This window comes from Nostoc sp. (assembly GCF_036917575.1).
Taxonomy (GTDB): Bacteria; Cyanobacteriota; Cyanobacteriia; order Cyanobacteriales; family Nostocaceae; genus Nostoc.
Map to the genome: position 1 here is coordinate 23522 of NZ_JBALDC010000101.1, position 11936 is coordinate 35457.

The 11936-nt window shown below is 41.4% G+C and carries 10 protein-coding genes and 1 pseudogene; 3 read left to right on the top strand and 8 right to left on the bottom strand.

Translation table 11 applies throughout. The features are described from left to right. Positions 1-78: 78 nt before the first annotated feature. Positions 79-299, bottom strand: a pseudogene (locus V7K79_RS30095) (ISH3 family transposase); the annotation flags it as partial. A gap of 15 nt (positions 300-314) precedes the next feature. Between V7K79_RS30095 and V7K79_RS28705 the strand changes: the two are divergent. After that, positions 315-503: a transposase gene (locus tag V7K79_RS28705; RefSeq protein ID WP_442938980.1), complete on the top strand. Its 189-nt coding sequence runs from the start codon at positions 315-317 to the stop codon at positions 501-503. A 228-nt stretch (positions 504-731) separates the two neighbouring features. Here V7K79_RS28705 and V7K79_RS28710 read toward each other — a convergent pair whose 3' ends face one another. The 3 genes from V7K79_RS28710 to V7K79_RS28720 all read right to left on the bottom strand — a co-directional run bounded on the left by V7K79_RS28710 (position 732) and on the right by V7K79_RS28720 (position 4539). Beyond that, positions 732-2540 (bottom strand): ABC transporter ATP-binding protein, encoded by a 1809-nt coding sequence (locus tag V7K79_RS28710; protein ID WP_335052877.1) that lies wholly within the window; start codon positions 2538-2540, stop codon positions 732-734. Between the two features lie 243 nt (positions 2541-2783). Further along, entirely contained in the window at positions 2784-3914 is a 1131-nt protein-coding gene (locus V7K79_RS28715) for an aldo/keto reductase (RefSeq protein ID WP_335052792.1), read from the bottom strand. A 127-nt stretch (positions 3915-4041) separates the two neighbouring features. Continuing rightward, positions 4042-4539 (bottom strand): bifunctional nuclease family protein, encoded by a 498-nt coding sequence (locus V7K79_RS28720; RefSeq protein WP_012406891.1) that lies wholly within the window; start codon positions 4537-4539, stop codon positions 4042-4044. 340 nt (positions 4540-4879) lie between these two features. On the opposite strand from V7K79_RS28720, the gene V7K79_RS28725 reads away from it, so the two are divergent. Beyond that, positions 4880-5560: a riboflavin synthase gene (locus V7K79_RS28725; protein WP_335052794.1), complete on the top strand. Its 681-nt coding sequence runs from the start codon at positions 4880-4882 to the stop codon at positions 5558-5560. Positions 5561-5631: 71 nt separating this feature from the next. Here the strand turns inward: V7K79_RS28725 and V7K79_RS28730 are convergent, their stop codons facing one another. Next, positions 5632-7206 carry a M23 family metallopeptidase gene (locus V7K79_RS28730; protein WP_335052796.1) on the bottom strand — a complete coding sequence of 525 codons (1575 nt, stop codon included), beginning with the start codon at positions 7204-7206 and terminating at the stop codon, positions 5632-5634. Positions 7207-7296: 90 nt separating this feature from the next. After that, positions 7297-8115: a biotin--[acetyl-CoA-carboxylase] ligase gene (locus V7K79_RS28735; RefSeq protein WP_335052798.1), complete on the bottom strand. Its 819-nt coding sequence runs from the start codon at positions 8113-8115 to the stop codon at positions 7297-7299. A gap of 76 nt (positions 8116-8191) precedes the next feature. On the opposite strand from V7K79_RS28735, the gene pgeF reads away from it, so the two are divergent. After that, positions 8192-8971 carry a peptidoglycan editing factor PgeF gene (pgeF, locus tag V7K79_RS28740; protein ID WP_335052800.1) on the top strand — a complete coding sequence of 260 codons (780 nt, stop codon included), beginning with the start codon at positions 8192-8194 and terminating at the stop codon, positions 8969-8971. A 189-nt stretch (positions 8972-9160) separates the two neighbouring features. Here the strand turns inward: pgeF and V7K79_RS28745 are convergent, their stop codons facing one another. Both V7K79_RS28745 and csaB read right to left on the bottom strand, forming a co-directional pair. Then, on the bottom strand, positions 9161-10636 hold the full coding sequence (locus tag V7K79_RS28745; RefSeq protein ID WP_335052802.1) for a glycosyltransferase family 87 protein: 1476 nt from the start codon (positions 10634-10636) through the stop codon (positions 9161-9163). A 230-nt stretch (positions 10637-10866) separates the two neighbouring features. Further along, positions 10867-11910: a polysaccharide pyruvyl transferase CsaB gene (gene csaB, locus V7K79_RS28750; RefSeq protein WP_335052879.1), complete on the bottom strand. Its 1044-nt coding sequence runs from the start codon at positions 11908-11910 to the stop codon at positions 10867-10869. Positions 11911-11936: the final 26 nt, after the last annotated feature.

Below are 11936 nucleotides of genomic sequence, written 5' to 3' on the forward strand. Positions count from 1 at the left end.
GAGGAATGGAAAAAAGCTGATCGTCTCAGAATAATGATAAGATTAGCTTCTAGTATGAACTCCAAAAATCAATCAAAATCAGCCAGATGGTAAACAAACTTCGCAGGCTACCCCATAGTTGCGGTCTACGGCTTGACGTAAAAATTCAAGCATCTGTTTGAGCGTAAATAGATGAGAGAAAACTTGTCTGGAACTTCTTTTGAGCGACTAAGATAATGCCAGACTAGATAAATCCAAATATTAATAATTAAAAATGCCAAGGCTACAAATAGAAAGCGAATGGTGGGATTTTTAATAGTATAGCAACCGCCAAGATGGTTAGGACAAACGGTATAATCATTGAATCCGCAGACTGTCACTTAAAATACTTGCCATCCTATTCACCTGGTCTTAATAAAATTGAGCAATGTTGGTCATGGTTGAAGAGTCGAATTCGTAAACAACTAATTCAATTTGACTGTCTTCAGAATGCTATGGAAGATGTGCTTCGCACAGCGTCCTAATCACCTTGTCTGTTACTATATTATTACTATTGAAGTTTTGCTGTACGAATGTGTAATCACTAGCAGAACCGCGAAGATTGAGCTTGTCCCCATCTGTGAGAGAGAAATCTGTAATCACAGCATGACCAGCTTGCCGATAGGAGTCACGTAGGCTGAACGTATCAACAGATTGAACCCCTTGAAATAGAACTCCTCATCTAAATTCACAAAGTTTGTTAGCTCTTTTTCCTATTGATAACCGGCGGCTTGTAACAGAAACAACTTGGCATAACGTCCTTTTAGCTTTAACAAATCTTCGTGAGTTCCTTGTTCTATAACTTCCCCATTTTCTATAACTAGAATTTTGTCAGCCATCCGTACTGTCGAGAAGCGATGGGAAATCAAAAGTACCATCTGATTTTGAGTAATAGCGCGAAAATGATTGAAAATCTCAAACTCAGCTTGGGCATCTATCGCTGATGTTGGTTCATCTAACACCAAGATATCTGCTTGCGATCGCATAAAAGCACGAGACAAAGCAATCTTTTGCCACTGTCCCCCAGAAAGTTCTTGTCCTCCCTTAAACCAACGACCAAGTTGAGTCTGAAAGCTTTGAGGTAATTGGTCAATAAAAGATTGAGCCATGCCTTTTTGGGCAGCAGTTTGCCACTGTGTTTTGTTTTCGAGATGTTCTACATCACCCACGCCAATATTCTCTCCCACAGTGAACTGGTAGCGGACAAAGTTCTGAAAAATCACACCAATACGACGCCGCAATACATCCACATCCCATTCCTGCAAGTCCAACCCATCTAATAAAATTCGCCCAGAGTCTGGCGTGTAGAGTCGGGTAAGTAGTTTGATTAAGGTAGTCTTACCGGAACCGTTTTCACCCACAATTGCCAGTTTCTCTTTACGTTTGAGATGTAGCGAAATATTTCTCAATGCTGGCTTGGAACTTCCTGGATAAGTAAATGAGACATTCTCAAAACGGATACCATCTTGGGGATTTAAACCAATGGTTGCTTTACCCCAAGATTTTGGTACTTCTTCTTCCAGAAAATCGTAAAGATTTGATAGATATAGGTTGTCTTCATACATCCCTCCAATAGAAGTGAGGGCATTGGAGAAAGTAGATTGTCCTTGACGAAACACAGTGAGATACATTGTCATATCTCCCAAAGAAATCTTACCTAGCACTGTTTCCAACACAATCCAAGCATAAGCTAGGTAAAAAGCCCCAGTACTGACTAAACTCAGTAGATATCCCCACAATCCTCGCCGCAGAGTCAAATCGCGGTCTTCGCCATAGAGTTGCTCAAACAGGTTGCGGTAACGTTCTAGCAGCATCTCTCCCAGCTGATAGAGTTTGACTTCTGTGACAAAATCTTCTCTTGCTAGTAAATTTTCTAAGTAGTTTTGTTGACGAGTTTCTGGCGCACGCCAACTAAATAAGCGAAAGCCTTCTCCAGCAAATTTTGTTTCCGCAATAAATACAGGCATAGCTGCCAAAACCAGTACCACCACCGCCCAAACTGAGAAATTTACTAGCAAAATCCCGTAGGTAATCAGGGAAAGGGCACTTTGCACTAATCCAAAGGTGCGGTTTACTAAGGAAAGAGGACGAACTGATGCTTCTCGTCGGGCATTGGTCAATTTGTCATAAAATTCTGAGTCTTCAAACTGCCTAAGATCCAGTGTCAGCGCCTTTTCTAAAATTAGTACATTTACCCGTTGACCCATTAGCGCCCGTAACAACGACTGACAAATGATAATTCCCCGTTGACCGCCTGCTAGTAAAATTACAGCGATCGCTTCTAATCCTACATAAAATAGAGACGGGTAAATATTGACAAAACCATTGTTTTGTAAATTAACTTGAGATGCAAATACTACCGCATCCACAATTAACTTACTAATGTAGGATATCGCCGCCGGTAAAAGACCAGCCACTAAAGTTAGACTTGCCAGAAGAATAGTAAGCGATCGGCTAGTAGTCCATACTAAGCTTACAGCCCGTCCACTGTAGCGAAAAACCGTCAGTGATTGACGTAGGATATTTCTTTTTTTTTAATCTTCATCTTTCTTTGCGCGAGATACCCCAGCTTGGGCAGATATTCCTGACTCTATTAAATCTTTATTAATTTTACAATTTTCTCAGAATGTTCGCTGAAAACCCTAAAGTTAAAACCTAGAAACTTTTTGGGATTTTTATGTTTCAGGGTGGTCACACCATTTTACAAAATAATTGATACAAATCACTTTCCCTGCCTCCCCTGCCGTCTGCCCCCTGCCTCTTGCTCAACCCCACAATCTCCGACCTGCTTTGCCACTTAATTTTTGGTGAGTGTCTTTTAACAAAGCTGGAATATCTAACTTTTCTGGACAGCGAGGCAAACAGTCACCACATTCTGTACATCGGTTGCCTTTCATTCCAGGGAACCAGTGACCAGCATTTTCAAACATTCCGTAACGATATTGACCATAATCTTTCATATCGTATGCTACTGCGAGATTACGTAACCGCAATACCTCTGGAATATTGATATTTTCTGGACAGGGTAAACAAGCATAACACTGACTACAATTATCAGTTTTCAAAGCAAGTTTTTGCTGATTTTCTAATCGTTGAAAAGTAGAAATTTCTGCTAATTTTAACTCTCCATCATCGTCAGCAATTTGCAAAGGTTCTCTTAATTCTTTTGGGTTAGCTGGCCCTATACTCAAAGTAGTAATACGATTATTAGCAAGTAAAAATCGATAGTTTAATTCTAAGGGTGAATACGGATAACACAGGTCTTTTAGAGTTTGCGGTGGCGTGTAGAGGCGTCCTCCCTTATCAGCAGGAGAAATAATGAAAATGCCCATATCCTTTTCGGCAGCTAGTTGAATCGCTGGTGCGTGCCGTTGAAAAAAATAGTAATAATGCAGATTGACAAATTCAAATAAATCTGTATTAATTGCTGCCTGAATTACTTCTAATGGCCCGTGGGTGGAAAAACCAACGTGTCGCACTCGCCCATCAGCAACAGCTTCTTCCACTGCTTGCATACAACCATTTTTGGCTTGTATCCACTCCAAATGTTGCCAAGTGTTCAAACCATGAACCCCTAAGCAATCTAAATAATCTAGTTGTAATCGTTCTAGGGATTCGTCGATACACCGACGCATGGTATCAGCATCTGCTGTGGCTGAAATTTTAGTAGTGACATAAAGCCTCGTTCGGGGTACTGACAACCCAGCTTTTAGCGCCCTACCAAGATACTCCTCACTTTTACCGTAACCTCTGGCGGTTTCTAGATGATTAATTCCTAACGCCAAGGCTTCTTCGATAGTCTGGTAAGCATTTTCAAAATCAGCCAGGTAGCGCATCGTTCCCAAAGAAAAAACCGAGAGGCGCAGATTCGTTTTTCCAAAGCGTCGGTATTTCATTTTTAACAAAGAGTTAGGAGTTATAAGTTAGGAGTTGAAAGAAGTAAATCATAACTCTTAACTACTAACTTTTTTTGCTTACAAATTAGGAGTCGAAGCAAAATAACTCATAACTCATAACTTTAATTTAGCTGTCGCCATTACCAAAGCGCTTGATCAAATCTTCAGGACGGAGATTGGAAATAAATTCACGGAAGGCTTGCTGTTCGGCTTCATCTGCATCGCGATCAACAGGGATAGAAGCATCAGCAATGACTTCTTCCATTACCCAGATAGGAGTATTTGTACGGAGGGCAATAGCGATCGCATCGCTAGGACGCGCGTCAATTTCTTTTTTGACTTCGCCTTGCTGGACAATTAAAGCTGCATAAAATGTATCCTTTTGCAAAGAATGAATAATCACCTTTTCTAGAGTCATGTTCCAAGTCTCTAGAAGATTCACAATCAGGTCATGAGTTAAGGGTCTAGGAGGCTTCTGATTCTCCAGTGCGCCCATAATTGCCCTAGCCTGTTCCTGACCAATGTAAATTGGCAAAGCCCGCCGATCTGAAGAATCTTTCAAAAGGACAATTGGGCTGCGAGTTATGGCATCTAATGCTATGCCAGCGACTTTCATTTCAATCATTGCCTAAGCCTCTACCATGCTTTGAGAGCCTTGGATGGCGTGTATTAAATAGCACCCATTTTTAGGCGGTTTGGTTACAGTAATAAACATAAGCATTCGTTCTCTATAATTGCTTCTATTAAACTCCGAACTTGTGGTGAAAACCAGAGTAAGTCAAATTGGTCTTCTTAGACAATAACCTTCTTACCCAAGTATGCCCTGTGAAGGATGCTAATGTGTTAATATTCCTATGCGAAAAAAAGTCAGAAAATATACTTGGATGTTGGAGATTTATGTGATAATTACCAATTGATTCCAGGCAAAATTAGGCAATAAATAGAGTTAGTTTGACAAAAAAGCCGTGTTTACAGGATTAATCCAAGCATTAGGAACGATGGAACCCTTGGGGGGCGATTCTTGGCAAATTACTTGTGTAAGCCAGTCGGGTGAAGTAATTATGCAAGATTTGGCTTATGGTGACAGTGTTGCTGTAGATGGTGTTTGCCTGACAGTGGAACAAGTTTTAAAAGACGGGTTTCTTGTCACTGCTTCACCGGAAACTCTACGCCGCACCACTCTAGGAGGTGAGCAAACGCAACAGAGATATGTCAATTTAGAAGCGTCGCTAAAGGTAGGTAGCAAAGTTGGCGGTCATTTTGTGATGGGTCATGTAGACGGCATCGGTCGATTGCTAGAGGCCGAACAAACGGCTAGTTCTTGGGAAATGACCTTTATTGCTTCCGTTGCGATCGCACGGTACATTGTCCCCAAAGGTAGCATTGCCGTCAATGGTATCAGCCTCACTGTCGCCGCTTATGAGCCAGAACTCTCCCAATTCAAGGTGGCGGTAATTCCCGTCACATACAGCGAGACAAATCTTCGCTACTTGGTTGCAGGCAGTTTGGTGAATCTAGAAGGGGATATTCTCGGCAAATACGTCGAAAAATTCCTTTACTCTGGCAACCCACACGCTACACCCTCTGATAACAATAGTGTAGATGGTATTACACCCGCATTCTTAGCAGAACACGGGTATTTGTAATTAAAAAAGTTAGGAGTTAGGAGTTAGGAGTTTTAAATTCATAACTCTTCACTCCTCACTCCTAACTTTTTTTAACTGCCCGGTTGCTGGCTCACCTGAGCGGTTTGCGAGCCTCGCACTAACTGGCTGAGGGCACTTTGTAATTCCACGCCTGGGTCAGTAGCAACCCACCCATCTTGTGTCAGGTGACGAACTTCAAAGTGCAAGTGAGGGCCTGTGGAATTCCCGGTGCTGCCAACTAGCCCGATGACAGTTCCAGGTTGTACCCATTGACCGGGTTGAACAAGGATTTCTGACATGTGACCGTAGAGAGTTTGTTCAGCAGATTTGTGATTTAGGATAACGGTTAAACCATAACCACCAACCCAGTTAGCGGTTTCCACTTGACCCGCAGCAGCTGCCAAAACTGGTGTTCCGGTAGGCGCACCCAAGTCTGTACCAGCATGGAAGCGTTGAGTACCTGTGATTGGATGAATTCGCCAACCAAACAAAGAAGTAATGGGAGCGGGAATAGATAGTGGATACATCATTCCCGTACCACTATAGGCGACTCTCCCCATGTAGGGGATTTGTGGCAATACTGATGCCAGTGAGAAGTCGTAAGCTACGTTACTGGGGCGGGGTGCAATGTTGCCATCTGCCATTGGTGGCGGTAAAGTCCCACCACTCGGTGCGATGGGAGCTGCACTCACTGTTGTGGGACTGAATTCAGCAGGAGTCGGGATAAACCGATTCGGGCGAAATGCGCTCTTGGTAACACTGGTAGAACCACTTTGAGCAGCACGCCATCTACTGGTGTTGCCAGTAGCGGCAATCTGTCGCACGGGTGGAACTATCGGTAATTGGGCATTTTCACTTCTTCTGAGCCAATTAGGTGCTGGTTTACCATTAGAATTAGCTACACTTTTTTCAGGTACTTTGGCGCAAACGCCACCTAATACACTTTGCCCTGATGGCAAAATGGCTCGACAACCACTAGAGCGTTCTGTAACAATTACAGAGTTTGGTGCTTGATAAGTACCTGTTGCACCACTGTCATAACTATTAGGATCGATATAGGCGTTATTATAATCCTTGGTTTTCTCAGCTGTTGCACTGACAGGGCTGTTGGAATTATTTGATGGTTGAGCGACTATTGGAAGTTTTTCAGGTGCATAGCGGACAGGGGTGTTGGGTTTTTCCTGTCTCACTTTTATTGGAGTAACCTGTGAGGCTTCTACTTTAAGCTTTGACTGTCTAATAATCACAACAGGTTCAGCAGCTTCGATTTTGGGTGTAGACTGCCTAACTGGCTCTTTTGATTGAGCAACCTCTGGCTTTTTATTTAGTCTCTGTGTAAGTCTGGATCGTCGTTGGGAAAATTCCGGTTGCGCTTGAGGGGCTTCCGGTGTAACAGCCTGTTTTTTATAAGTCGAAGCTTTAACTGGATTTGTAACAGCTGTTGACTGAGAACTTTCAACAGTGGGAACGATGTTGTCTATTTGTGCTTCCGTTTGGGCAAACACGAAGCCACCGCTAAGGAGGCTAACGCTACTAAGCCAACAGAGGCTCTGAGCTGGTAGCGTTGAGGCAAAACGTTTTTTTGTTAGACCTTGCTGCCATAGGTAATGCAAACGATGATGGGCAGAATTATTGCGCTGCGTCATTTGTTCTTTCAGTTGTGTGTAATTAGCCTAAAGAGATGATGCTAATGGTTTGTCTTGCCCAAAGAGCGAAATTTTGAACAAACCTCAAATTTAAACGGAAGATTTCTGGTATCCCAAACTGATTGTACCGGGTTCAATATAAATTTCCGGTGTAATTAATTCTTTTGCATCATCTGTTTCTAAATCAACTCGTAAATTTCCTTGAAGAGTCACCCCAACTACTGTACCTGAAAGATTATTGATGTACACCCGATCGCCGATGTTTGTAAGCAAGTCTAGATAGCGAGACAAGAGTATATTTACTCCTTCTTGTTCAAGGCACTCTATACCGGATTCTATTCCTAGCAAGACTTTAGAGGTTAACATTTCCAGACAAGAAATTGGTCTAATATCTTGGGAAGCTTGCCACGATTCCAGATTGATTCCAGTTTCTGGTACTGGGTTTGTCCAGTTAATACCAACACCAATTACTGCTTGGGTGATTTGTCCTTTGTTTACTTTGGTTTCTGTCAAAATGCCGCCTAGTTTGCGACCATTTAAAACTAAATCATTGGGCCATTTTATCCCAACATCTATACCGTGTTGGCGCAATTGTGACGTAATTCCCCAAGCAGTGGCAAAAGTTAGCTGATAGCTGTCAGTAGCCTCTATTTTCTGGTCGAAGGAAATTGCCACAGAAACATATAATCCCCCAATAGGAGAAATCCATTGGCGGCCCCATTGTCCCCGCCCAGCAGATTGCTGAGTTGCGATTACTACTGTTCCTGAAATAGCCCCTTGGTTAAGTAAGTTCCAGAGAGTTTGGTTGGTTGAGGAGACGCTTTCAAAAAAGTGAAGGGAAAATGGTAAATATCTATACTTACGCCCTGCTTGCAAGGCTGTTTCCAAGTTTTGCAGATTAAATCCCACAGCAGTTAACCCAAATTCCGTTGTTCAAGTTAGCATTGATTGGCTAATAAGTGATCCTGTTTAGGTTTGGTTGAAGATGCACACTTGGCACTGGCACAATTGGGAAGGACTGCCCTATTTAACTTGTAGTATTCTGGAACGTTGGCATCACGGCTTCTTTACTCAGCAGTTTTGGCCGCGATCGCCACAAGTTATCACAGAAGTATTGCAACCAGAGGCATCAGTCTATCGCTTAAAGCAGGTTCATGGCAATACTGTTCTCACCCCCCAAGAAGTTGAAAGCTTCTTAAACTCTGCTGAAGAGGATTTCGCATCGGCAGATGGTTTAATTAGCGAACAGCCTCTACAAGCGGTTTGGGTAGCTAGCGCAGATTGTACACCCGTGTTGATTGGGGATGTGCAAACTGGACAAGTGGCAGCATTACACGCAGGCTGGCGGGGGACTGCTAAAAAAATTGTGCCTTTAGCGATCGCTCGATTACAATCTCAAGGCAGTAAACTCGATGATTTACGCATTGCGATGGGCCCGGCGATCGCTGGTGAGGTTTACCAAGTCTCTATGGAAGTAGCTGCGGAAATCGGGGCTAGTATTATACCACATGATGACGAAGAAAAAATTGTCACGGCATTGCATGAAATAGCAAATTCACCCTTACTGAAAGACCCCAATCCTGGAAAGGTACGGCTGGATGTGCGGCGAGTGAATAGCTTACAACTGGAAAATATGGGAATTAGTGCAGAACAAATTGCGATCGCACCTTATTGTACTTTCCAAACTCCAGAGCATTTCTTTTCTTATCGTCGGGAAAAAGAGAAAAAAGTTCAATGGTCAGGTATTGTTAGCGATAAAAAATAAAACTGGTTTTAAATTTTAGCATCAATATAACCAAATAATTACTAATTCGTAATCCTCGCCTCTGATGAGAAGCAAGCTACGTAATTCGTAATTAAATGGTTATAGAGCAACTATTGAAGTCTGTGATTTAGTGGTCAATAATCAATGGATGGTACAGAATAAGTACTGATTGCAACTACGAACTACGAATTATATTGACACCCGATTAAATGATTCAAATTTGAGAATCTGTTTTTGACGAAGGGAACTAATTGCTAAAACTAAAATACTGACAGTGACTCCTAAAACAGCATAACTCGGTAGGGCAAAAATAGTTACTTTCATAAAATATGGTAATTCTCCTGCTTTCACCTTCCAGTGCTTTGCTAAAGAGTGGATGAGCCAACCATGAATAACTGCTGTTTGCATTGCAACACAGCAAACTCCTGCTAACCAAACAGACATTCTTTTCTTAGAGAATTTACAATGTCTAATCTGATATAGCAAATCATTTAGCAAAAATACAACAGCAGGTATTAACATCACAGAACTAGTGTCCTGTGAATAGTTGATGCTAATACTCAAGCAAGAAATTAATACTATTTCTGCTAAATATATTTTTTTTGACCAAGCTGTAAAAGATTGTTGTAGATACAAATACCGACCGACACCACTAACGAGTATCAAAACAATTATATTTGACAAAAGCTGGGCAAAGAATGGGTTATTAGGGAATAATCTTGGACCCACAACCATTAAATCGAGGCGACTGATTGAAATATAAGGGTTAACTGATGGATCTTTTAGCCAGAGTGAAAATCCTTGAGTGGAATCTGACAAAAATTGTGTTAAAGAATTACCCGTCAGACCTAGACCTAAAAGTGCGAGAAAAGTAACTGTGAGAAGAGATACAAAAACTAGAAAAAACCGTTTTTTAAGTAGAAAATACAAAATGAATAATACAGCTAATGTTGGTTTACAAAGGGCAAGTCCCAAGCAAATTCCTGCTGGAATATCTCGATTTTTTCTAGCCCAGATAAACATCCATAAGATTAAAACTGTAATAAAAATAGCAATATTACCAACTTGAAAATCGCGAACTAAACCATAAATCAAGGCAACTGAGATTGTGCAAATAGTTTTTAAAGCTCGCGACTTCGACTCCAGGAGGATATTTGCTCCCCATAAGGCCAAACCGATTGCTAATATATGCATTACAATCGAGATTTTAAATGCATTATTAAGCGAAAAATCACCGAGAAACCAGGTAAGAGGAATAATATTAGGTGGATAGACAAACGGTGGCAGAGATCCACACACCTTAGTTATGGTACAGAAAGTTTGATTAAAAATCTCGACATTAAAGGGACTCAAATGCTGATGAGCCAATTTGCTGGCTACATAATACCACTGAAAATCCCAAAAGGGTGGATGTGGTTGATTTAGAAAATAAATTAGCCAACCTGTATAACAGAGAAATCTTGTAACGACTAATACAACACTTGCTTGGACAATAAAGTTAACAATTGGTTTACGAAAAAATTTTATCAACTGTTGAATCACAGAAGATTTTAAGAATAAAGAATTTTTCCAAGCTAATTGTTCATCATCTAATCGCCAATTATTCTTAAGAACCCAAGCAACTAAAATTAGTATGATCAGGTTCCAAAAGCCAAAGCTAATCATTAAAATTATCTCAATAATTGTTTTTGCGTTTCCTAAATAATATCGCCAAAAACAATTGTGATAATAAATACTTAAGTATTTTCATAATTACCTTACAAAATTTTGACAATTACTCCTTTTCTGCCAAAATAATCATTAATAAAAGGCTGAAAATAGATATTTACGTTGATACACATAATGTACGTAAGTTCTATAATTTTTGCATTTTATTTGGTAAAGATTGCTTAATCTTACTTATTACATAAAGCGTCGCTCAATAACTCGCGGTGGATTAATGCCCTATCTACTAAAGATTGTATTTGCTCAGGTGATAACGGATCGCCATTAGCGTAATGCTCCATCCAGGTGAGACTAATCAAATTGGGGTCATCTGGTAAACTAACTAAATCCCATCCTGGCATTTCTAAGTCTTCCATGAGACGATTTACTTTTGGGTCATAACTGAGAGCAAAGCAGCGACAACCAACAGATGCAGCCATAATTAAACTGTGCAGGCGCATCCCAATTGCCATCTCGACACCGCGAAACACACCTTTTAAAAGTTGCGGATCTTCCAGACATAAAATCTGGCTGACATCTTTAAGGTGTGGTTGAATGGCTTCGGCAATACTTAAATCTTCACTTTTTTGAAACGGCAGTAGTAGAATAAAAGTCTGCGTAGCTTTTTGAAAGTCAACCAACGCGCGAGTTAAGTTTGCTAAACGTATTTCTGTAAGTTGGGGATGCGATCGCAACGTTACCGCAACTCTCGGCGCAGGTAAATCCCAAAGCCCAGATACTGGTTTTGATTCCAATGCCCAAACTGGGTCAGGAGCTATAATACAAGGAATTTGCCAATCAGATAATAAAGCCGCACTGGCGCGATCGCGGACACTAATTTTGGTACAATTACTAAAGGTTTGCTTTGCCAACCAACGAGTTTGCGGACGCACCAACGGGCCAATACCCTGCGCCCAAGCAACAGTTTTCAAATTCATTTTCTGCGCTAATGCCATCAGTCCCCCATAATAAAATGGGCTGATAGTGCTGGTAACATCTTGAATAAGACTCCCGCCGCCCCAAATCAAGGCATCACAAGAGCGTAAAGCTTGTAGTACAGCTAAGGGAGCCATGCGATCGTAAGTTTCTACATTGTAGCGATCGCGCGTTTCCTTTGGATTACCAGAAAGCACCACAGGCGTTACCTGAGATGGTAACATTTGCAAAAGCGTTGCCAACAAAGCTTCGTCACCACCATTACCTTTACCGTAATACCCAGACAATAACGCCCGCATCTTGACCATTTTGGATTTGAGATTAA